Below are 21,891 nucleotides of genomic sequence, written 5' to 3' on the forward strand. Positions count from 1 at the left end.
GTCCGCAACCGGGGCGAGAACGCCAAGCGAGTCGCTCAGGCCTGTGGAAAAGGTGGCAGGTCCGTCTCGTGCAGCCAGGGCCGCAGCAGTCCGGCGACGTCCGCGCCGGTGCGCTCGGTCGCGAAGGCCAGGAAGTCCTCGGTCGTCACCGAGCCGCCCGCGTGCTCGGCCACCCAGCCGCGCAGGAGGTCGAAGAAGGCGTCGTCGCCGACGGCGACCCGGAGAGCGTGCAGCGTCAGCGCCCCGCGCTTGTAGAGCCGGTCGTCGAACATCAGCTCCGGCCCCGGGTCGGCCAGGAGGAGGTCCTGGTCGGACTCCTCCAGCCGCTCGTGGTGGTGGCGCGCCCAGCCGTCGCACGAGCGTGGGCCGCCGGACTCCTCCGACCACAGCCACTCGGCGTAGCAGGCGAAGCCCTCGTGCAGCCAGATGTCCTGCCAGCGCCTGAGCGTCACCGCGTTGCCGAACCACTGGTGCGCCATCTCGTGCGCGACCAGGCGCACCTGGGACCAGTCGGGGCTGCAGAAGTTACGGCCGAAGGTCGACAGGCTCTGGCTCTCGAGCGGGATCTCCAGCTCGTCGTCGGTGATGACGGCGGCGTACGCCTCGAACGGGTAGGTCCCGAAGACGTCCTCGAAGTAGGCCATCATCGCGGCCTGCTGGTCGAAGGAGCCGTCGAGGTCGGCGTCGGCCGGCGCGACCGTGGTGACGCTCGGACCGTGCTTGGTGGTGGTGTAGCGGCCGATCTGCACGGTGGCGAGGTAGGTCGCCATCGGCCGGTCCATCCGGTAGTCCCAGCTCTCGACGCTGGCGCGGCGCTGGTGCGCGACCAGCTCGCCGTTGGAGACCACGACGTAGCCCGCGGGCGCCGCCACCGCGATCCGGTACGTCGCCTTGTCGTCGGGCCGGTCGTTGCAGGGGAACCAGGTGGGGGCGCCGTGCGGCTGGGCGGCGACGATGACGCCGTCGGTCAGCTCCTCCCAGCCCGCGTCGCCGTGGTGCTTGTCGATGACCGGCTGCGGCTGCCCGCCGTAGGCGATGGTGAGGGTGAGCTCGGCGCCGGACGCGACCTCGCCGTCGAGCTGCAGCACCAGCCGGTGGTGGCGCTGGGACCACTTCTTGAGGCCGGCGCCGGTCACCCGGACCTTGTCGGCCTGCAGGTGCGCGAGGTCGAGCACCAGGCGGCCGGTCTCCTCCAGCACCTCGACGCTCAGCGTGGCCGTGCCGCGCAGGCGGTTGCCCTCGAGCGTGTAGGCCAGGTCGAGGTCGTAGTGCCGCACGGCGTACGACGGGTCGCCGTGGCCGGAGAGGTACGGGTCGGCGGTGGGGAGGTGACGGATCACGGCGTCACTCCGCCCACGGGCCGATCGGGTTGCCGATCCACCGGGTCTTGTCCGGAACGGTCTCGCCTCTCATCACCAGGGACACCGGCCCGACGGTAGCGTGCTTGCCCAGCGTGGCCGCAGGCAGCACCACGGAGTTCGGCCCCAAGGTCGCGCCGCGGCGCAGCCGCACGGCGTCGGTGGCGAGCAGCCGGTCGTGGAAGAGGTGGGTCTGCACGACGCTGCCCTGGTTGACGGTGGCGCCGTCGCCGAGCTCGACGAGGTCGGCCTCGGGCAGCCAGTAGGACTCGCACCACACGCCGCGGCCGACCGTGGCGCCCATCGCCTTGAACCAGGTGGTGATCAGCGGGGAGCCGGTCGCCAGGCCGGCGAACCACGGGGTGGCGACCACCTCGATGAAGGTGTCGGCGAGCTCGTTGCGCCACACGAACGAGCTCCACAGCGGGTGCGAGCCGGCGCGCACCCGGCCCACGAGCAGCCACTTCGCGGCGACCGCGACGACGGCGGCGACCAGCCCGGCCACCCACAGCAGCACCGGTACGGCGAGAGCACCGGCCCAGGCGCCGTGCTCGCTCCCGATCGCGAGCGTCCCGGCGACGACGCCGAGGTGCAGGCACACGGCCAGGGTCAGCGGCACCAGCCGGGCCACCTCCCAGCACGCCCGCGCCACCTTGAGCCGGGTGGGGGGCGCGTAGGTGCGCTCGTCCGCGGAGCCCTGCTCGGACCGGCGCAACGGCGCGGGCGGGCTGCCCAGCCAGGACTCTCCGGCCTTGACCGTGCCGCGCGCGGGGGCCGCCGAGAGCACGGCGACCAGCGAGCGCTTGGGCACCTTGCGGCCGGGCGCGGCCATCGCGGAGTTGCCGACGAAGGCCCGCTTGCCGACCTTCACCCGCTCCGCGCGCAGCCAGCCGCCACCGAGCTCGTAGCCGCCGATGAGGGTGTCGTCGGCGAGGAAGGCCTGGTCGCTGACCGTGGTGAGCGAGGGGATCATCAGCACCGTGGACGCCTCGACGTCCTCCCCGATCCGAGCGCCGAGCAGGCGCAGCCACGTGGGCGTGAGCTGCGAGGAGTAGAGCGGGAACAGCCAGGTCCGGGCCTCGTCGAGCACCCGGATCGTCGCCCACACGCACAGCGCCGGCCGGCTCTGCAGCGGGTGCGCGCCCGCCACGATCCCGCGCGCGAGCAGCCGGACGGCGAGCAGGACCAGGCCGGCGAGGGCCACGGCACCGACCAGCACGCCCGGCACGACCCACGGCAGCAGCGCGCGGACCGCGGCGCCCGGGCCGTCGGTGGCGCCGAGGTCGGCGAGCAGCAGGGCGGGCACCAGCGCGAGGGCGATGGCCAGGGCCGGGAGCAGGGAGAGCCCGGCCGCGACGGCGGCGTACCGGACGGCCCAGGAGCGCAGCGTGCGGGGCGTCGCCGCCGGACGCTCGGCCCACGGGCCCCGGGCGGCGGCGCTGGCCCGGGTCGCAGGTGCACCGGACCAGAACTCCCCCGCCGGCACCTCGCCGAAGACCGCCGAGCCCGGCGCGACCTCGGCGTCGTCGCCGACCACCGTGCCGGGGCCGAGCATCGAGCGGGTGCCGACCCGGGCGCGGCGCCCGACCCGGATCCCGCCGACGTGCAGGGTGTCGCCGTCGATCCAGTAGCCGGTGAGGTCGACCTCAGGCTCCACCGAGGCGCCCTTGCCGACGGTGAGCAGCCCGGTGACCGGCGGCAGCGAGTGCAGGTCCGCACCCTTGGCGACCTTGGCGCCGAGCAGCCGCGCGTACCAGGTCATGTACGGCGCCCCGGACAGCCGCGTCGCGCCGAGCTCGTCCGCGATCCGCTCGGCCATCCAGATCCGCAGGTGGACCTTGCCGCCGCGGGGGTACTCCCCCGGCCGCACACCGGCCCGGACCGCCTGCACCAGCTTGGCGGCGAGCAGCATCCGGCCCGGCGGGCTGGAGAAGAGCAGCAGGAGCGGCGCCAGCACCCACCACGAGACGGCGGGCAGCCAGGCCACGTCGAGCAGGTCGTGGACCACCCGGGAGAAGGCCAGCGTGCCGGCCAGCCAGCGCGGCGCGGCGAGCGCCCGCAACAGCGGGACCGCGACCACCTGCCCGACCTGGGTCTTGCGCGGGATGGGCAGCACCCGGCGGCTCTGCTCGGCCAGCGCCGTCGGCTCCAGGGAGTCGAGGAAGCCGGCGAGGGCGCCGACGGTCGGGTGCTCGTAGAGGTCGGCGACCGTGAGCTCGGCGTGGTCGGCGCGGAGCAGGGTGACCACCTGCGCAGCGGTGAGGCTGCCGCCGCCGAGGTCGAAGAAGTCCGCGTCCGGGCCGTCCGGTGCGGCGCCGACCACCTTCTGCCACACCTCGGCGATCACCGCCGCGGTGCCGTGCAGCCCGGCGTCCGCGGGGTCCGCGGTCGGCAACGGCCAGGGCAGCGCGTCGCGGTCGACCTTGCCGGAGGTGCGGGTGGGGATGTCGTCGACGACCGCGAGCCGGGGCACGAGCGCGGCGGGCATGGTCGCCCGCAGGTGCGCGGTGGCGGCCGCGCCGTCGTACGCCGCGGTGGTGGCGAGGTAGCCGACGAGCAGCTGGTTGCCGGTGTCGGTACGACGCACGGCCGCCGCCGCGGCGCTCACCCCCGGCAGGGCGAGCAGCGCCGAGTCGATCTCGCCGAGCTCGATCCGCCGGCCGCCGAGCTTGACCTGGTCGTCGGCACGGCCGGCGAACAGCAGGCCCGCCGGGTCGTTGACCACGATGTCGCCGCTGCGGTAGGCCCGGTCCCAGCCGAGGGTGGGCATCGGGGCGTACTTCTCGGCGTCCTTGGCCGGGTCCAGGTAGCGCGCCAGCCCGACGCCGCCGATGATCAGCTCGCCCCGCTCGCCCTCCGCGACCGGCTCGCCGGTCGCGGGATCGACCACGACCAGGTCCCAGCCGGCGAGCGGCAGACCGATCCGGACCGGGCCGTCGGCGCCGACGAGGGCGCCGCAGGCCACGACCGTCGCCTCGGTCGGGCCGTAGGTGTTCCACACCTCGCGCCCCTCCCGGACCAGCCGTGCGGCCACCTCCGGCGGGAGCGCCTCGCCGCCGAGGATGAGCAGCCGGACCCGCTCCAGCGCGTCGTCGGGCCACAGGCTGACCAGGGTGGGCACCGTGGAGACCACCGTGATGTCGTTGGCGGTGAGCCAGGGCCCCACGTCGACGCCGCTGCGCACGAGCGCGCGGGGCGCGGGGACCAGGCAGGCGCCGTAGCGCCAGGCGAGCCACATCTCCTCGCAGCTCGCGTCGAAGGCGACGCTCAGCCCGGCCATCACCCGGTCCGCCGGTCCGACCGGGGCGTCCTGCAGGAACATCGTGGCCTCGGCGTCCACGAAGGCCGCGGCGTTGCGGTGGGTGACCGCGACGCCCTTGGGCGTGCCGGTGGAGCCGGAGGTGAAGATGACCCACGCGTCGTCGTCGACGCCCGGGTCCTGGCGCTGCCGCGGTGGCGCCTCGCGCCGGGACTCGATCACCAGCCCGGTGCCGACGACCGCCGCCACGGCGGCCTCGCCGAAGACCAGCCGGGCACGCTCCTCCGGGTCGTCGGCGTCGACCGGGACGTAGGCGGCGCCGGCGAAGAGGATGCCCATGACGGCGACGTAGAGGTCGGTGGTGCCCGACGGCAGGCGCACGCCGACCTTGTCGCCCGGGCCGATGCCGAGGTCCGCCAGGTCGGCGGCCACGCTCTCGGCGGCCTCCGCGAACTCGGCGTAGGTCACCGTGTCGTTGCCGCTGTCGAGCGCCATCGCGTCCGGGTGCTCGGCGGCCGTACGACGGAGCACGTCGACGAGGGTCCGCGGCGGGGGTGCCTCGTCACCGCGGAGCAGGGGCGACGACGCTGGATTCACCTCTCCATCCAACCGACTCCAGGTGAACGCGCGGTGTCGCCACCGCGCCGGGTCCGTTGTGCGCCCTTGTGATGTGAGCCACAATCGGGCGCGTGAGCGCGACGACGGAGTCCCCCGCCCCCGACCAGCACCGGGCCTGGCCGCCCGCCAACCCGCCGGAGCCGACGTACGTCGACGACCGGCTGAACTACTGGGCGGAGGCCACCCCCGACGCGGAGGCGATGACCTACCTCGGGCGCACCTGGACCTGGCGCGAGTGGCACGAGCGGGTCCACCGCGCCGCCGGCGGACTTCGTGACCTCGGCATCGCGCGCGGCGACGTCGTCTCCTTCCTCGACAAGAACCACCCGGCCTGCGTGGAGATCAGCCTCGCCGCCGGCTCGATCGGCGCCGCGAACGCGATCATCAACTGGCGCTCGGCCGGTGACGAGATCGACTACGCCGTCAACGACTCCGGCGCGAAGGTGCTCTTCGTCGGCCGCGAGCTGATGCCCACCATCGAGGCGATCCGGGACCGGCTGCCGAACGTCGAGAAGATCATCGAGGTCACCCCGGACGGCGGCGCGGACGACGAGTACGAGCAGTTCCTCGCCGCCTCCACCGCGTGCGCCGACGGCCCCGACGTGCTCGAGGACGACGTCTGCCTCGTCATGTACTCCTCCGGCACCACCGGGCGGCCCAAGGGGGTCATGCTGACCCACCGCAACATGGTCAAGCACACCGTCAACTCCCACGACGGCTGGGTCTTCGAGCCCGGCGACAAGTCGATGGTGGCCATGCCGCTCTTCCACGTGGGCGGCTCGTCGTACGTCCTGATGGGGATCCACGACGGCGTGCCGAGCGTGATGACCCGCGAGCCGGACGCCGGCTCGCTCGCCGGCGCGATCCTCGCCGGCGCCAACCGCACCTTCCTGGTCCCGGCCGTGCTCGCCCAGGTGCTCCAGGCCGGCCCGGACGCGGTCAAGCTCTTCGGCCTGCTCAAGACCTACACCTACGGCGCCGCGCCGATGCCGCCGCCACTGCTGCGGGCCGCCATGGAGGCCTGGCCCGACACCGACTTCATCCAGGTCTACGGCCTGACCGAGGTCGCCGGCGTCGCGACCCACCTGATGCCCGAGGACCACCGCACCGCCGAGGCCGACGGCCACCCGGAGCGACTGGTCTCCGCCGGCAAGCCGATCCCCGAGGTCGAGGTGCGCATCGTCGACCCGGCCACGCTCGCGGACGTGGGCGTCGGCGAGCACGGTGAGATCTGGCTGAAGACCCCGCAGCTGATGAAGGGCTTTCACAACTTGCCCGAGGCGACCGCCGAGGTGGTCACCGAGGACGGCTGGTTCCGCACCGGCGACATGGGCCACGTCGACGAGGGCGGCTACGTCTTCGTCTCCGACCGACTCAAGGACATGATCATCACCGGCGGCGAGAACGTGTACTCCCCCGAGGTCGAGCGGGTCCTCTCCGAGCACCCGGGGGTGCTGGAGGTGGCCGTCATCGGCGTACCGGACGAGCGGTGGGGTGAGTCCGTCAAGGCCGTCGTCGCGCTGAAGGAGGGCTCCGACGCCTCCGAGACCGAGCTGATCGAGTGGACCCGCGAGCGGCTGGCCCACTTCAAGGCGCCGAAGTCGGTGGACATCATCACCGCCCTCCCCCGCAACCCCACCGGCAAGATCCTCAAGCGCGAGCTGCGCAAGCCCTACTGGGACGACGCCGCCCGGCAGGTCTAGCGCCCTTGTAACTACGTGTTCATGCCTCTACCAGGGTGGTCTACCACCCTGGTAGAGGCCACAACACCCGGGTAGTGGTCGGGCCGCGACGAGTCGAGCTCCTACGCGACCCCGGGTGCTTCCCACCCGCGCGCGCCGCTGCCGCGCAGCGCGTGCGGCACAACTACCAGGGCGTTGTGGCATCTACCCGGGTGGTCTACCACCCTGGTAGAGGCCACAACACGTAGTTACAAGCGGATCAGTGCGCGATCGCCGCCCGCACCCGGGCGGCGGTCGCGGCGAACTCCGGCAGCGCCCGCACCTGGTCCGGGGCGAGCGAGGCGTCGGAGGAGAAGGGCACCTGCTCGTCGAGCACGATCCGGCCCGGGCGCGGGCTCATCACCAGCACCCGGGAGCCGAGGAAGACCGCCTCGTCGACGCTGTGCGTGATGAACAGGATGGTCTTGCCGGTCTCCCGCCACAGCGTGAGCAGCTCGTTCTGGAGCCGTTCGCGGGTGAGGGCGTCCAGGGCGCCGTACGGCTCGTCCATCAGCACGACCTCGGGGTCGCCGGCGAGCACCCGGGCGATCTGGGCGCGCTGCTGCATCCCGCCGGAGAGCTCGTAGGGCCGGCGGTCCGCCGCGTCGGACAGGCCCACCAGCGACAGGTAGCGCTCGGCCGTCGCGAGCCGCTCGGCCTTGCCGATCCCGCGCAGCTTGGGCCCGAGCGCGACGTTGCGGCGTACGTCGAGCCACGGGTAGAGCGTCGGCTGCTGGAACACCACGCCACGGTCCACGCCGGGCCGGGTGACCGGCCTGCCACCGACGGTGATCGCACCGGCCGAGGGCTGGACGAAGCCGGCGATCATCCGCAGGAAGGTGGTCTTGCCGCAGCCCGACGGCCCGGCGAGGGTGACCAGCTCACCGGGCGCGATGTCGAGGTCGATCCGGCCGAGGGCGGCGACGTCGCCGCCGCGGGACCGGAACACGTGCTCCAGCCCCGCGACGGCGATGTCCTTGCTCATCGAGCGCTCACCCCACCGAGCCGGCGACGGTCGCGTCGACCCCGTCGCGGTACGTCGCGGCCGGCGCCACCGCCGAGATGCCGTCCTGGGCGAGCAGGAACTGGGCCGTGGCCAGCAGGTCGGTGCCGAGCTTCTTGCCCAGCCAGTCCGTGCCGGCCTGGTCGGCGGCGCGCAGGTAGGTGAGCCCGGCGAACTGCTTCTTGGCCTCCTCGGTGCTCACGCCCACCTCGACGGCGACGCTCTCGGCGGCCTTGTCGGGGTCGTCGAGGATCTGCTGCACGGCGTGGTCCTGGGCCTTGGCCCAGGCCTCGAGGACGGCGGGATTCTTCTCGACGTACGCCGTCGAGGCCAGGCCGAGGTCGTAGGTCGGCTTGCCGGCCTCGGCGGTGTCCTTGCTCGACAGGATGACGGTGCCGCCCTGCTTCTCCAGCTCGGACAGGGTCGGGTCCCAGACCCAGGCCGCGTCGATGTCGCCCATGGCCCAGGCCGGCGCGATCTGCTCGGGCTCGCTGTTGATCAGCTTGTAGTCGGCCGGGTCCTCGCCGGCGTCGGCGATGGCCTGGAGCAGGGAGTAGTGCGCGGTGGAGCCGAAGGGCGTGGCGATGGTCTTGCCCTTCAGGCCCTCGATGTCGGTGGCGACGCCGTCGCGGACGACGAGCGACTCGGCCTCGCCGATGACGTCGTGGATCCAGATCACCTTCACGGGCAGGCTGAGCGGGGCCGAGAGCGCCTTGGTCGACGGCGAGGAGCCGGCCAGGCCGATGTCGATGCTGCCGGCGCCGAACGCCTGGACGACGTCGCCGCCGGAGGCGAAGTTGTTCCACTCGATCGTCGCCTTCGGCAGGCAGTTCTCGAGGATCTTCTGGTCCTTGACGACGACGTCGCCGTTGGGGATCTTCTGGTAGCCGATGCGCACGGTCCCGGTGACCGAGTCGTCGGCCTTCCAGGGGCAGTCGCCGGCGCTGGCCTGCTCGTCCTCGCCGAGGCTGCAGGAGGAGAGCGGGAGGGCGACGGCGGCCAGCAGGGCGCCGGCGGTCCAACGGGAGAGCTTCATGGGATCAGGCCTTTCCTCGCCACGGGACGACGAGCTTCTCGATGGTGCGGATGACGGCGTCAAGGGCGATCGCGGTGAGGCCGATGACGAGGATGCAGGCGACCGACAGCGCGATCTTGTTCTGCGTTCCCGAGAGGTAGGCCAGGCCTCCGATGCCCGGCAGTCCGTTGACGAGCTCCGCGGCCACGACGGTGGTCCACGCGAAGCCGACGGCGACGCGCAGGCCGGACAGGATGTCCGGCAGCGTCGCGGGGAGGATGACCTGGGTGGTCAGCTGCAGGCCGGAGGCGCCGAGGCTGCGGGCGGCGTTGAGCTGGTCCTCCCGCACGCCGCGCACGCCGTTGACGGTGGCCAGCGTGATCGGCGGGAAGGCAGCCAGCACGAGCAGCCAGACCTTCGAGGTGTCGTAGATGCCGAACCAGGCGACCAGGAAGCCGATGTAGGCCAGCGGCGGCAGCGAGCGGAGGAAGTCGACGTACGGCCCGGCGAGGTCGCCGACCCAGCGCACGGTGCCCATCAGCAGCCCCAGCGGTACGCCGACCACGACGCCGAGCAGCAGGCCCAGCCCGATCCGGCGCAGGCTCACCACCAGGTGCTCCCACAGGAAGTAGTGCTCCTCGCCGCGTACGACGCGGTCCACGCCGTCGCCGATCGGGTGATAGCTGTTGGCCCGGACGAAGGCGTCCCACACCTCGCGCGGGCTCGGCGTCAGGTAGTGCGGCTCGACGAGGTCCGCGCCGGCGACGACCGACCAGACCACGAGCAGCACGACCAGGCTCGCGACGAGGCCGATCCAGCGGCGGGGTCCGGGGACCTGGGATCGGGGGAAGGGCACGAGGCGGCAATGTACAGTGTTTCACGCGACATTGTTCACTTGGTCCACGCCCGGCCGGTTTGTCGGATCCGGGACCGGCGGGTCGCCGGGGCTCGACACTCCCCGGCAGGGTTCGGGCGGCCCGGTCACCAACGGATACGGTGGTCCGGTCCACGATCGCGGAGGCACGACAAAGGGGGAGCACAGGCATGGCGAGCAGGCCACGGGAGCTGGTGCGCCGCGTCGCCAGGAAGGCACGTGCGCGGATCCGGCCGACGATCGAGCCGACGCCGGTCGCCGACACCGTCGCGAAGGTCAAGGACCTGCGCGACCACCGCGAGTGGGACGAGGCGCTCGCCGTCCTCGACGCCGCCCTCGCCGAGCGCCCCCAGGCCATCCGTCTCCACGTCTCCCGGGCCCAGCTGCTCGCCGCCCGCGGCCACTGGGAGCAGGCCCGCTCCGTGTGGGAGGACCTGATCGCCCTGCGCGGACCCGACCTCAGCGGGCAGCACTGGGCCCAGGCGGTCGCGTCCAACCGGATGGTCGGCGACCTCGACGGCGCCCGAGGCGTCCTCGACCGGGTCCCCGAGGTGCGCCAGGCGCATCCCGCGATCATCCGCCAGCGGGCCGAGATCGCGATGGCCTCCGCCCAGTGGGACGCGGCGACCGACCTCTGGGCCGCCTACTTCGACGAGCGCCACGCCGCCTTCCCCGGGCTGCGCTTCCCCCGCCGTCCCTCCACCAGCGACTGGTTCGAGGCCGCGTGGCACGAGGTCGCGTTGTCGCTGACCCGGCGCGGCCTCCCGCACCAGCGACCGTTCACGCCGGCGTTCTACCGCGCCGTCGCGCAGGTCCTCGACGACGCCGGTCTCGCCCACGACGCGATCGCCCTGCTCGCCGGCCTGGTCGAGGTGATGCCCCAGGACGCCAGCGACGACCTGCTCGCCGTCCGGCACCGGCTCACCGCCCTGCGCTCCATCACCCGCGAGGAGCTGCCCACCACGATCGACCCCGAGCACGCGGCGACCCTCGACGCGCTCCCCCCGCTGCCCGCGGCCTGGGACGGCCTCGGCCCGCTGCGGGTGCTCCGGGTCCCGGCCGGGTCCAGCGTGGAGACCGCGCTGCGCTCGACCCGCTACCTCAACCAGAGCTGCCTCGACCGCTTCGTCGAGCGGCTGGAGGCCGCCGACGGCTGGCCGGACGCCGCGCTGGGCCGCGACCCGCTGGTCGACGCGGCACGCGAGTGGTCCGACCGCTACGGCGAGCAGTACGCCGTCGAGCCGCACCTGCCGGCCTCGACCCTCTCCGACGCGATCTTCCTGAGCATGTACCACGAGGCCAGCCAGCTGCGCCCGATGGAGCGCCTGGCCGACGACCTGGCCGCCGCCTCGACCGATGCGCCGGTGGTCATCGAGATCCCCTCGATGATGGTCAACTACCTCGTCGACCCCTCCGCGGCGGCGTTCAGCCTCTACTACCTCTACTTCGCGCTGCTCGAGCGCAAGGTCAACGCCTTCCTGTGCTTCTACGAGCGCGAGCCGATCGAGGAGGAGGCGCAGACCGTCGCCTTCCAGTCGCGCTGGCGGATGGCGCAGAAGGGCACCCGGCTCGAGCCGCGCCCGCCCGCGCCGGGCGAACCGGGCGCCGACGTCGCGCTGGTGCCGGCCGGCATCCGCTCGTTCCCGCTGCTCGTCGCGCAGCACCCGGGCGCGACGGTCTACGAGTCCGGCATGGTCGTCGGCGAGCTCGCCTACGACCGCCGCGCCTCCCGGACCCAGGTCGTCGCGGCGCACGCCCCGCTGCACCCGAAGGGCTACCAGCTGCCGACCTTCGAGTTCCCGCTGACCCGGATCGCGGTGCTGCCCGGCACCGACTCGCTGTCCGCGGCGGCCGCGCCCCTGGACGCCGTGCTGGAGCAGAGCGAGCCGCTCGGCGACGGCTGGGCGGCCTGGCTGCACCGCGCGACCGCGCCGTTCCTGGAGCACATGGCCTGGACGGCCCACAAGGACGTCGCCCGGCGCGGGATCCGCGAGGCGCACGTGGCCGACTACCTCCTCCCGGAGGGCGTCATCGTCGGCGACGCCGTACGACGCGCCGGTGGGCGGGTCGTGCTGCACCCCCACTCCAGCAACCCGGTGCACCTGCAGGCCCGGCGCGCCGACACCTTCGACGAGGTCGAGGCGGTCACCGCGACCGGCGTGGAGATGTGGCGCGAGCAGTTCCCCGAGCACGTCGTGCGCCACGTCCCGGCCTCGGTGATCACCCCCGGGCCGGCCCGCCCGTTCGTCGCGGACGCCCCGCTGTCGGTGGTGATCTTCGGCGGCATGGCCACCATGGGCCGCACCCCCTGGATCGACCTCGACCGGCACGCGCAGAGCTATCGCGACCTGTTCGCCGGCTTCGAGGAGCTGCAGCGCCAGCAGCCGATCGACATCTACTTCAAGCCGCGGGGGCCCGCGGGCGACACCGAGCACTGGCTGTTCCGCACGGTCGGGCGCACGGCCGCCTGGCAGCCGGTCTACATCCACGGCCGCCGCCTCGACCTGCCCAACCAGGTCTTCGTCTCGGTCTCCGTCGGCACGACCGCCCTGCTGGAGGGCATCGCCGGCGGCACGCCCGGCTTCGTGGTGCGCGACTTCCCGGTCCGCGACTACACCACCCTCGACGCCGACGCCTTCCCCACCCTCACCGTGCCGGACGCGCTGGACCTGCTGCGCGACCTCGCCACCGCCGAGGGGTACGACGGCCTGCTCCAGCGGGAGCGGGCCTGGGCCCGCACCGAGCTGGACCTCGACTGAAGGTCTGAGCGAACCCTCAACCCGGTCTCAGGGGCTTCACAGTCGCGCCTCCCACGATGGAGGACATGACCCAGGCCCTGCCCCCGGCGCCGTCCTCGCCGCCGCCGACCCCACCGGCACCGTCGTACTTCCCCTCCGGGCCGCCGCAGCCGGCGCGGCCGCGTCGTGCGGGCTTCGCGGCCCTGGTGCTGACCGGCGCGCTGCTCGTCGGGGGCGGTGCCGGGATCGGCGGCGCGGCGTTCTACGACGCGGTCGACGGCGACACCAACGGCTCCGGCGGCAGCTCGTCGGCGCCCCTGCAGGTCGCTGACAACGGCGACAAGCCGGCGGCGACGGGCAGCGTGGAGTCGGTGGCGACGAAGGTGCTGCCCTCCGTCGTCGCGCTCGACGTGAGCGGCGGCGGTGCGTCCGGCAGCGGCTCGGGCGTGGTGCTCGACGCCGACGGGACGATCCTCACCAACGACCACGTGGTCACCCTCGGCGGGCAGATCGACGCCAAGCAGGCCGAGGTGACGGCCTCCTTCAGCGACGGGACCAGGACCCGGGCGACCGTGGTCGGCGTCGACCCGCTGACCGACACCGCGCTGGTCAAGGTCGAGAAGACCGACAACCTGACGCCGGTCACCATCGGCAAGTCCGACAACCTCGACGTCGGCGAGCAGGTCGTCGCGATCGGGTCGCCGTTCGGCCTCGACGCCACGGTCACCAGCGGCATCGTGAGCGCGCTGAACCGCCCGGTCGAGGTGGCCCGCGACCAGCAGGGCAACGTCACGGCGTACCCCGCCATCCAGACCGACGCCGCCATCAACCCCGGCAACAGCGGCGGGCCGCTGGTCAACATGGACGGCCAGCTCGTCGGCATCAACGCCTCGATCCGTTCCACCGGCTCGGGCTCGGGCGCCGGCGCGGAGTCCGGCTCGATCGGCCTCGGCTTCGCGATCCCGATCGACGAGGTGCTGCCGATCATCGAGCAGCTCCGCTCGGGCGAGACCCCCACGCACGCGCGGCTGGGCATCCAGGTCCGCGACGTCACCGGTACGGCGGGCTCCAGCGACACCACGCTCGCCGGCGCCCGCATCGCCGAGCTCGAGAAGGGCTCGGCCGCGGCCGGCGCGGGGCTGGAGAGCGGCGACGTGATCACGGCGATCGACGACCACCGCATCGACGACACCGAGGCACTGATCGCGACCGTGCGCGCCTACCGGCCCGGCGAGACCGTGAAGGTGACCTACCTGCGCGGCAGCAAGCAGGACAGCACCGAGCTCAAGCTCGGCTCGGACTGACTCAGGAGCCGCCGCCCCCGGCCTTGCGGCGGTGCATCTTCGGAGCACCACCGACCACCTCGGAGCCGTGCGCCTTCTCCGGCACCGGCCCGTCCTCGTGGACGCCCTTCTCCTTGCGGTTCTTGCGGTCCAGGGCCTCGCGCATCTTGGCCTTGAGATCGTCGTTGGCCGAGTCAGCCATGGGGGCGGTCCTTCCCTCGCGGTGATGAACCCCTCCACCGTGGCACCCGCGGGCGCCGGAACCAAGCGATTTAGCGGTCGAGCCGCTTCTGCATCTCCGCGAGCCGCGCGGTGGGGACGAACCCGAGCAGCTCGTTGATCGCGATCATCGGGCCGTTCTCCTCGGCGTTCCAGGTCACCACGCGGCGACCGCTCACGTCGGCCCCCGCCTGCAGCGCGCGGTGGTTGGCGACCTTCACGGCGGTGCCCAGCCGGTGGCCGCGGTGGTCGCGCCGCACGAGGGTGCCCCACTGGAAGACCGACCGGTCGTCGTACGACGGCACGACGAGCTGGGTGTAGGCGACCACCTCGCCGGTGCGGTCGAGCGCGACCGTGCACCACGGGACCCGTCCCTGGGCCGCGAGCAGGGCCTCGTCGTCACGGTGGCCGGCGACGTCGACCGCCTCGGCCTCGCGCTCCATCGCGCCGGTGGGCGCCTCGGTCATCAACGTGCTCGCGACGGCGAGCCACCCCTCGACCAGCGCGTCGGGCACCCGGCCCGCCCACGACTCGATCCGGTAGTCGCGGTGGTGCGGCGCGGCGTCGGCGGCCAGCGCCGCCAGCACGTCGTCGTCGAGCGGCAGCGCCGCCGAGCGCTGCACGTCGCCGATGCCGAAGGTGTAGCCGCGGGCGCGCAGGAAGTCCACGCCCACCACGCCTGCACCCTGCGGCGAGCCGGCCTCGGGCCACTGCGCCTCGGCGTCGAGCCGCACCCGGCCCTCGGCCGCGGCGACCGCCTCCAGGTGGTCCAGCAGCAGCGAGCCGATGCCGCGCCGGCGCCGGTCCGGACGGACGTGGAGGTCGACCTCGGCCGCGTCCAGGTTGTCCATCAACGGCACTGACAGCCAGGCGGTGCCGACCGCGACACCGGCCTCGCGGGCCACCCAGAGCCGCTCGCGACGCTTGACCGGCGGGTGCCGGAGCAGGGCGAGCAGCTCCTCGGCAGCCCAGGGGGTCGCGGCGTCGCCGACCTCGTGGGCCTGCGACGCCGCGCTGACGGCCGCCCACTCCCGCACCGCCACGGCGTCTGCGGCCGTGACCTCGACCAGCTCGACGCTCATCGCGCCCGCGCCACCCGTCCCTCGTCCCAGACCGGCGCGTCGGACTCGTAGACCGAGCCGTCGGCACCGAAGACGCAGAACCGGTCGAAGCCGCGCGCGAACCACCGGTCGTGGGTCACCGCCACCACCGTGCCGTCGAACGCGGCCAGCCCCTCCTCCAGCGCCTCGGCCGACTGGACGTCGAGGTTGTCGGTCGGCTCGTCGAGCAGCAGCAGGGTCGCCCCCGACAGCTCCAGCAGCAGGATCTGGAAGCGGGCCTGCTGCCCGCCGGAGAGCGACTCGAAGGCCTGCTCGGAGCTGGCCGCCAGCTCGTAGCGGTCGAGCACGCGCGCCGCCTGCTCGCGGCCCATCCCCTTGCGCCCGTTCGGGTCGCCGTCGCCGCGGTGCAGGATCTCCAGCAGGGTGCGCCCGACGAGCTCGGGGTGCTCGTGGGTCTGCACGAACCAGCCCGGGCGCACCCGCGCGCCGAGCCGGGCCCGGCCGGTGTGCGCGACCGGGGCGATCTCCGCCTCGCCCACCGGGCGGTGCTCCACGTCCGGGTCGCTCCCCCCAGCGGCCAGCAGCCGCAGGAAGTGGGACTTGCCCGAGCCGTTGGAGCCGAGCACGGCCAGCCGGTCGCCGTACCAGACCTCGAGGTCGAAGGCCTTCATCAGCCCGGTCAGCTCCAGGTCCTCGCAGACCACCGCACGCTTGCCGGTGCGGGCGCCGGACAGGCGCATCGTCACCTGCTGCTCGCGCGGCTGCTCGGTCGGCGGCCCGGCCTCCTCGAACTTGCGCAGCCGGGTCTGCGCGGCGCGGTACTGCGAGGACATGCCGTCGTTGTACTCCGCCTTGATCTTCAGCCGCAGCACCAGCGCCTTGAGCTTGGCCTGCTCCTCGTCCCAGCGCCGGCGCAGCTCGGCGAAGCGGGCGAAGCGGTCCTTCCTCGCCTCGTGGTACGACGTGAAGCCGCCCGCGTGCGTCCACGCGCTGTTGCCGCCGCCACCCGCCCCGAGCTCGACGGTCACCACGTGGGTCGCGCAGTTGGCGAGCAGCTCCCGGTCGTGGCTGATGAACAGGATCGTCTTGTCCGAGGCGGCGATCCGCTGCTCCAGCCAGACCTTCCCCGGCACGTCGAGGAAGTTGTCCGGCTCGTCGAGCAGCAGCACCTCCTCGGGACCGGCGAGCAGGTACTCCAGCACCACCCGCTTCTGCTCACCCCCGCTCAACGTCGACAGCTCGCGGTACTTGGCCCGGTCGTAGGGCACCGCCAGCGCCTTGACGGTGCACACGTCCCAGGTCACCTCGACGTCGTAGCCGCCCGCGTCGGCGTACTCGGCCAGGGCGCCCGCGTAGGCGAGCTGCGTGGCCTCGTCGTCGGTGTCCATGAGCGCGAGCTCCCAGCGGTCCACCTCGGCCGCCGCGGCGCGCACCCGGGCCGGCGCCAGCGCGAGCAGCAGGTCGGCGACCGTCGGGGGCCCCTCGCTGGTCGAGCCCGCCGAGACCCCGCGGTCGACCATCTGGCTCATGATCCCCAGCCCGCCCGAGCGCACCACGGTGCCGGCGTGCGGGGCCAGCTCACCGGTGATGATCCGGAACAGCGTGGTCTTGCCCGCGCCGTTGGCGCCGACGAGCGCGACCTTGGCGCCCTCACCGACCCGGAACGAGACGTCGTCCAGCAGGACCCGCCCGTCGGGCAGCTCGTAACGGACACCGGCGACCTCGACATGACCCACGATCGTCGATTGTCCCGTGACTCGGCCGCCGAGGCGAGTCGATTACGCGGGGCTGCGAGGATGCGCCCATGGAGTGGATCGACCTGCTGGAGGACACCACCGGCCGCTTCGCCGAGGTGCTGGAGACCGGCGACCTGGCCGCGCCGGTCCCGACCTGCCCCGGGTGGAGCCTTGCCGAGCTCGGCGAGCACCTGCGCTGGACCCACGCCTGGGCGAGCCACGCCGTCACCGCCGGTACGCCGGACGGCGACTCCCCCGCGCCCGGCACCGAGCGCACGGCGCTGGTCGCGGGCTACCGCACGGCCGCTGCCGACCTGCTCGACGTGCTCCGCGGGACCGACCCGGACGCGCCGGCGTGGACCTTCGGCACCGACAAGGTGGCCGGGTTCTGGCGGCGCCGCCAGGTGCACGAGGTCACCCTCCACCTGTACGACGCCCTCGCCGCCCAGCAGGCCACCGACTCCTGGCAGCCGGCGGCCGAGCTGGCCTGGGACGGCGTCGAGGAGGTGGCGACGTTGTTCTACCCGCGCCAGGTGCGCATCGGGCGGAGCCCGTCCCTGACGGCGCCGTTGCGGCTGCGGGCGAGCGACACCGGCCGGGAGACGATGCTGGCCAACGACGTGGTGGCGCCGGAGGTGGTGCTGGAGGGCACCGCCCGCGAGCTGCTGCTCACGCTGTGGGGCCGGGTGCCCGCGACCGGCCCGGCGGCGGACCTGCTGGGCGCGGCGACGGTGACGCCCTGAGCCTCAGCCGACGACGAAGCGCGCGTCGACCTGCGAGCTGACCTCGATGTCCTCGGGCGAGAGCTCCAGCTCGGCGCCGCCGGAGTCCTTGGCCGCGGCCATCCGCGCGAAGGGCGCGCCACCGCCACCGCCGGCGGGGTGCAGGCCCTCGCCGAGCATGCCGGCGTCGGCGATCGCGACCGGGCGGACCGGGCCGAGGCCGAGCGCCTCGGCGTACTCCTGCGCGCGGCGCGCGGCGTCCTGCACCGCCCGGGTGCGCACGGAGCGCTCGAGGTCCTGGCGGTTGCTCTCGGTGAGCGCCCACACGACCCCGTCGACGGAGAACCCCCGGGTCGAGGAGACGTGCTGGCTGACCCAGCGGCCGAGCGCGACGAAGTCGCGGAACTTCACCTCGACGCCGACGCTCGCGTGGTGGACGAGCGGGAGCTGCTTGCCGTCCTGGTTCCACGGGCGCTGCGCCCAGGTGCGCACGTGCGTCGTCGACCACCAGGTGACCGGACCCTGGCTCGGGTCGTGCAACGCCTTCACCGAGGTCTGCACGGTCTCCAGGTCGGCGACGACGCGGTCGTAGACCGGCTTGGGCTGGGGACCCTCGAACGACAGCTTGACGTGCACGGTGCCGCGCTCGGGGCGCTGGAAGGCGCTGTAGGACCCGCGCACGGTGAACTCGGTGGCCATGCGGCCACTCTAGGCAGGCTCCCCCGGACGACGCGTCTGGAGCACGCGGAAGCCCTTGGCGCTGGCGAGCCGCTCGGTCGGGAAGCCCTGCTCCCCCAGCCAGCGCTGGAGCGAGTCGGCGCCGAGGTTCTTCCCGACGACCATCACCGCACGACCCCCGGGCGTCAGCCGTGGCAGCCAGGTCAGCAGCAGCTCGTGGAGCGCGGCCTTGCCGATCCGGATCGGCGGGTTCGACCAGATCTCGTCGAACGTCGCGTCCGATGCGACCTCGTCCGGCCCGAGCGCCCGGAAGCGGTCGCCCAGTCCCAGCGCGGCGGCGTTCTCGTTGGCGAGGAGCACGGCGCGCTGGTTGACGTCCACGGCGGTCACCACCGCCTCCGGGGCGGCGAGCGCGCAGGCGAGCCCGATCACGCCGTACCCGCAGCCGAGGTCGAGGATCCGCCCGCCCGACGGCGGCGGGGTCTCCCGGAAGAGCACCGACGTACCGATGTCGAGCCGGCCCTGGGCGAACACCCCGGACCCGCTGACGAGGCTCATCGGGTGTCCCCACACCTCGGCCTCGACCGGCGCGCGCTGGAAGGCGACCGACGGGTCGGCGGAGAAGTAGTGCTCCTCGCTCATCCCTCGACCTCCGTGCCGCTACGACGCGCCGAGGTCAGCTCCACCCGGGCCGCCAGCGCGGCGTCCTCGGGGTAGGCGACCTCCTCCAGGGTCAGCCCGTGCGCCGGCACCACCACGACGTTCGGGTCGCGCCGGAGGCCGGTGAGGATCTCGGCCGCCCAGCCGGCCTCCTTGCGGCCCTCGCCGACCGCGATCATGCAGCCCACCAGGGCCCGCACCATCGAGTGGCAGAAGGCGTCGGCGCGGACGTGCCCCACCAGCATGCCGTCCTCGGCGCGGGTCCAGCCGAAGTCGAGCAGGGTGCGGATCGTGGTCGCGCCCTCCCGCTTCTTGCAGAACGCCGCGAAGTCGTGCAGCCCGACGAGCGTGCCGGCGGCCTGGTCCATCGCGGCGACGTCGAGGGCGCGTGGCCAGGACAGCACGTGGTTGCGGGTCAGCGGGTCGACCCGCGCGGGGTCGTCGACGATCCGGTAGGCGTAGCGCCGCCAGAGCGCGGCGAAGCGGGCGTCGAAGCCTGCGGGGGCCTCGGTGACGCGTCGTACCCGCACGTCGCGGGGCAGGAAGCCGTTGAGCCGCCGGGCCAGCACCTCGAGCTGGGTCACCTGGCGGGCGGCGGTCTTGGAGACCTCCGGGTCGACGTCGACGTGGACCACCTGGCCGCGTGCGTGCACGCCGGAGTCGGTGCGCCCGGCGCAGGTCACCTGCGCCTCCTCGGGCAGCCGCAGCACGGTCGTCAGCGCGGTCGTCAGCTCGCCCTGGACCGTGCGCAGGCCCGGCTGGGCCGCCCAGCCACGGAAGTCTCCGCCGTCGTAGGCGAGGTCGATCCGCAGGCGCACCCGAGCAGCCTAGGAGCATTGCGTCGGAGGGATGAAATAGGCTCGCGGCCGTGGCCCTGGAGACCTCCCTCGAGAAGCCGGCTCCGGTCCGGGCGATCGCCAACGCGATCTCCGGCTGGATCGACCGGCTCGGCCCCGTGTGGGTCGAGGGCCAGGTGACCCAGGTCAGCCGGCGTCCGGGCCTCGCCACGGTCTTCCTCACCCTGCGCGACTCGGTCGCCGACATCTCGGTGCCGGTGACCTGCTCGCGGGTGCTCTTCGACGGCCTGGCCGCCCCTCTGCAGGAGGGCGCGAGCGTGGTCATCAACGCGCGGCCGTCCTACTACGCCAACCGCGGCACGCTGTCGCTGCAGGCCCGCGAGATCCGGATGGTCGGCCTCGGCGAGCTGCTCGCGCGGCTGGAGCAGCGCCGTCAGCTGCTCGCCGCAGAGGGGCTGTTCGCCCAGGAGCGCAAGCGCGCGCTGCCCACGCTGCCCCGGCGCGTCGGCCTGGTCACCGCGCCGAAGTCCGCCGCCGAGCGCGACGTCGTCGAGAACGCCACCCGTCGCTGGCCGGCCGTCGCCTTCGAGGTCGCCTACGCCGCCATGCAGGGCCACCGCTCCGCCGCCGAGGTGATCGAGGCGGTCCGGCGGCTCGACGCCCACCCCGAGGTCGACGTGATCGTCGTCGCCCGCGGCGGCGGGTCGGTCGAGGACCTGCTGCCGTTCTCCGACGAGGGGCTGGTCCGGGCCGTCTCCGCGGTGCGCACCCCGGTCGTCTCCGCGATCGGCCACGAGCCCGACAGCCCGCTGCTCGACCTGGTCGCCGACGTCCGCGCGTCCACCCCGACCGACGCCGCCAAGCGGGTCGTGCCGGACATGGCCCAGGAACGCGGCCGGGTCGCCGAGGCCCGGACCCGTGTGCGCCAGGCCGTGCTCGCCCGGCTCGACCGGGAGCAGGCCCACCTGGACGCGATCCGTTCCCGCCCGGTGCTCGCCGAGCCGACCACGCTGCTCGACGCCCGGGCCGACGAGCTCGACGACTGGCGGGCCCGGATCCGCCGCCAGCTGGAGTGGGGGCTCGACCGGGCCGCGGACGACGTCCACCACCACCGGGCCCGGGTGCAGGCGCTGTCCCCGCTCGCCACGCTCCAGCGCGGCTACTCCGTGCTCCAGGACGCCGAGGGCCACGTCGTCACCAGTGTCTCCGGCGTCGTTCCCGGCGCCGCCCTGACCGTCCGGGTCGCCGACGGCCGCATCCACACCGAGGCGAGAGCCACCGAGGAGAGCCATGACTGACGAGACCGCCGAGAAGCCGTCCTACGAGGAGGCCCGTGCCGAGCTCGTCGAGGTCGTGCGCCAGCTCGAGGCCGGCGGCACGACGCTCGAGGAGTCCCTCGCGCTGTGGGAGCGCGGCGAGCGGCTGGCCACGGTCTGCCAGGAGTGGATCGACGGTGCCCGGGAGCGGCTCGAGGCCGTGCTCGCCGAGGGCGACGAGGACTAGCTCGCCGTCTTCTCCGGCTTCTTCTCCGGTGCCGGAACCGGCGTGGTGACGAGGCTGTCGACGATCGTGCGCAGGTCGGCGGCGGGCGCCGAGCCGAACACCAGCACCGTGCCACCGGCCACCTCGGCGGCGTACGCCGAGTCGCCGCCGTCGTCGGTGTAGCCCTTCCACTCCCGCGCCACCGGGCGCGCGATGCTCGCCGGGACCGTGTAGCCCGCCGCGGTCGCGGTGTCCTCGTCCACCCAGGCCGCGAGCAGCGCGCCGACCGAGGTCTGCTCCAGGCGCACCGCGACGAAGCGGTCGTCGTCGGTGAGCATCCGCAGCATGAAGAGCTGGGGCTTCTCGATCGACACCTCGACGCCGGTCGCGATCCAGCCCTCCGGCAGGCTCGGCGGGTACGGCGGCCGGAGGCCCGCGCCCTGCACCGACTGCACGGTCTCCAGGTAGTCGACCGCCTCGGGCTTGGCCTCGAAGTCCGGCCGGAACAAGCCCATGAAGTAGAGCAGCGCGAGCACGCCGATCACGGTGACGACCAAGGAGGCGACCAGGCCGGCCGCGGAACGCTGGTAGCGCCCGGGCTTGCCCGCGGGCTCGGCGTGCTGGTTGCTCATGACCGTGCCAGTCTCCCAGCCGGCGGCGCAGGCCC

At 73.6% G+C, this 21,891-nt stretch carries 18 protein-coding genes; 6 read left to right on the plus strand and 12 right to left on the minus strand.

What is annotated here, in order from left to right; all coding sequences use genetic code 11:
• Positions 1–35: 35 nt before the first annotated feature.
• Both MRBLML1_RS00530 and MRBLML1_RS00535 read right to left on the minus strand, forming a co-directional pair.
• Positions 36–1,340 (minus strand): M1 family metallopeptidase, encoded by a 1,305-nt coding sequence (locus tag MRBLML1_RS00530; protein ID WP_364509899.1) that lies wholly within the window; start codon positions 1,338–1,340, stop codon positions 36–38.
• A 4-nt stretch (positions 1,341–1,344) separates the two neighbouring features.
• Positions 1,345–5,214: a Pls/PosA family non-ribosomal peptide synthetase gene (locus MRBLML1_RS00535; protein WP_364509900.1), complete on the minus strand. Its 3,870-nt coding sequence runs from the start codon at positions 5,212–5,214 to the stop codon at positions 1,345–1,347.
• Positions 5,215–5,306: 92 nt separating this feature from the next.
• Between MRBLML1_RS00535 and MRBLML1_RS00540 the strand changes: the two genes are divergently transcribed.
• Entirely contained in the window at positions 5,307–6,938 is a 1,632-nt protein-coding gene (locus tag MRBLML1_RS00540; protein ID WP_364509902.1) for a long-chain-fatty-acid--CoA ligase, read from the plus strand.
• 238 nt (positions 6,939–7,176) lie between these two features.
• Here the strand turns inward: MRBLML1_RS00540 and MRBLML1_RS00545 are convergent, their stop codons facing one another.
• Genes MRBLML1_RS00545 through MRBLML1_RS00555 form a run of 3 tightly spaced genes read right to left on the minus strand, consistent with a single transcriptional unit; the run spans position 7,177 to position 9,830 of the window.
• A complete protein-coding gene (locus tag MRBLML1_RS00545; protein WP_364509903.1) occupies positions 7,177–7,941 on the minus strand; it encodes an ABC transporter ATP-binding protein in 765 nt (254 codons plus the stop codon).
• A 7-nt stretch (positions 7,942–7,948) separates the two neighbouring features.
• Positions 7,949–8,995, minus strand: a complete 1,047-nt coding sequence (locus MRBLML1_RS00550; protein ID WP_364509905.1) for an ABC transporter substrate-binding protein — start codon at positions 8,993–8,995, stop codon at positions 7,949–7,951.
• A gap of 4 nt (positions 8,996–8,999) precedes the next feature.
• Positions 9,000–9,830 carry an ABC transporter permease gene (locus MRBLML1_RS00555; RefSeq protein ID WP_364509907.1) on the minus strand — a complete coding sequence of 277 codons (831 nt, stop codon included), beginning with the start codon at positions 9,828–9,830 and terminating at the stop codon, positions 9,000–9,002.
• Between the two features lie 188 nt (positions 9,831–10,018).
• Here MRBLML1_RS00555 and MRBLML1_RS00560 point away from each other — a divergent pair, with 188 nt between their 5' ends.
• Together MRBLML1_RS00560 and MRBLML1_RS00565 are read left to right on the plus strand one after the other, a co-directional pair.
• Positions 10,019–12,607 (plus strand): tetratricopeptide repeat protein, encoded by a 2,589-nt coding sequence (locus tag MRBLML1_RS00560; RefSeq protein ID WP_364509908.1) that lies wholly within the window; start codon positions 10,019–10,021, stop codon positions 12,605–12,607.
• A 65-nt stretch (positions 12,608–12,672) separates the two neighbouring features.
• A complete protein-coding gene (locus MRBLML1_RS00565; RefSeq protein WP_364509910.1) occupies positions 12,673–13,890 on the plus strand; it encodes a S1C family serine protease in 1,218 nt (405 codons plus the stop codon).
• A gap of 1 nt (position 13,891) precedes the next feature.
• Here the strand turns inward: MRBLML1_RS00565 and MRBLML1_RS00570 are convergent, their stop codons facing one another.
• The 3 genes from MRBLML1_RS00570 to MRBLML1_RS00580 all read right to left on the minus strand — a co-directional run bounded on the left by MRBLML1_RS00570 (position 13,892) and on the right by MRBLML1_RS00580 (position 16,885).
• Positions 13,892–14,071, minus strand: a complete 180-nt coding sequence (locus MRBLML1_RS00570; RefSeq protein WP_364509911.1) for a DUF5302 domain-containing protein — start codon at positions 14,069–14,071, stop codon at positions 13,892–13,894.
• Between the two features lie 70 nt (positions 14,072–14,141).
• Positions 14,142–15,170, minus strand: a complete 1,029-nt coding sequence (locus tag MRBLML1_RS00575) for a GNAT family N-acetyltransferase (protein WP_364509912.1) — start codon at positions 15,168–15,170, stop codon at positions 14,142–14,144.
• Positions 15,167–16,885 (minus strand): ABC-F family ATP-binding cassette domain-containing protein, encoded by a 1,719-nt coding sequence (locus tag MRBLML1_RS00580; RefSeq protein WP_364509914.1) that lies wholly within the window; start codon positions 16,883–16,885, stop codon positions 15,167–15,169. The genes MRBLML1_RS00575 and MRBLML1_RS00580 overlap by 4 nt, the downstream gene beginning before the upstream one ends.
• 68 nt (positions 16,886–16,953) lie before the next feature.
• Here MRBLML1_RS00580 and MRBLML1_RS00585 point away from each other — a divergent pair, with 68 nt between their 5' ends.
• Positions 16,954–17,628, plus strand: coding sequence for a maleylpyruvate isomerase N-terminal domain-containing protein (locus MRBLML1_RS00585; protein WP_364509916.1), 675 nt, complete (start codon positions 16,954–16,956; stop codon positions 17,626–17,628).
• Positions 17,629–17,631: 3 nt separating this feature from the next.
• On the opposite strand, the gene MRBLML1_RS00590 is transcribed toward MRBLML1_RS00585, so the two are convergent.
• From MRBLML1_RS00590 to truA, 3 genes are read right to left on the minus strand one after another with little or no spacing between them, the layout of a single operon-like run.
• Positions 17,632–18,306 carry an SIMPL domain-containing protein gene (locus MRBLML1_RS00590; protein WP_364509918.1) on the minus strand — a complete coding sequence of 225 codons (675 nt, stop codon included), beginning with the start codon at positions 18,304–18,306 and terminating at the stop codon, positions 17,632–17,634.
• Positions 18,307–18,315: 9 nt separating this feature from the next.
• Positions 18,316–18,927 (minus strand): class I SAM-dependent methyltransferase, encoded by a 612-nt coding sequence (locus tag MRBLML1_RS00595; RefSeq protein ID WP_364509920.1) that lies wholly within the window; start codon positions 18,925–18,927, stop codon positions 18,316–18,318.
• Positions 18,924–19,763: a tRNA pseudouridine(38-40) synthase TruA gene (gene truA / locus MRBLML1_RS00600; protein WP_364509921.1), complete on the minus strand. Its 840-nt coding sequence runs from the start codon at positions 19,761–19,763 to the stop codon at positions 18,924–18,926. The genes MRBLML1_RS00595 and truA overlap by 4 nt, the downstream gene beginning before the upstream one ends.
• A gap of 50 nt (positions 19,764–19,813) precedes the next feature.
• Here truA and xseA point away from each other — a divergent pair, with 50 nt between their 5' ends.
• Complete coding sequence (gene xseA / locus MRBLML1_RS00605; RefSeq protein ID WP_364509923.1) at positions 19,814–21,040, plus strand: exodeoxyribonuclease VII large subunit; 1,227 nt, start codon at positions 19,814–19,816, stop codon at positions 21,038–21,040.
• Positions 21,033–21,245 carry an exodeoxyribonuclease VII small subunit gene (locus MRBLML1_RS00610; RefSeq protein WP_364509925.1) on the plus strand — a complete coding sequence of 71 codons (213 nt, stop codon included), beginning with the start codon at positions 21,033–21,035 and terminating at the stop codon, positions 21,243–21,245. Before xseA ends, MRBLML1_RS00610 begins: the two co-directional genes overlap by 8 nt.
• Here MRBLML1_RS00610 and MRBLML1_RS00615 read toward each other — a convergent pair.
• Positions 21,242–21,856 carry a DUF4245 family protein gene (locus MRBLML1_RS00615; RefSeq protein WP_364509927.1) on the minus strand — a complete coding sequence of 205 codons (615 nt, stop codon included), beginning with the start codon at positions 21,854–21,856 and terminating at the stop codon, positions 21,242–21,244. The two genes, MRBLML1_RS00610 and MRBLML1_RS00615, sit on opposite strands and share 4 nt — an antisense overlap.
• Positions 21,857–21,891 lie beyond the last annotated feature (35 nt).

The sequence above is a fragment of the Nocardioides sp. LML1-1-1.1 genome (assembly GCF_040676175.1).
Classification (GTDB): Bacteria; Actinomycetota; Actinomycetes; order Propionibacteriales; family Nocardioidaceae; genus Nocardioides.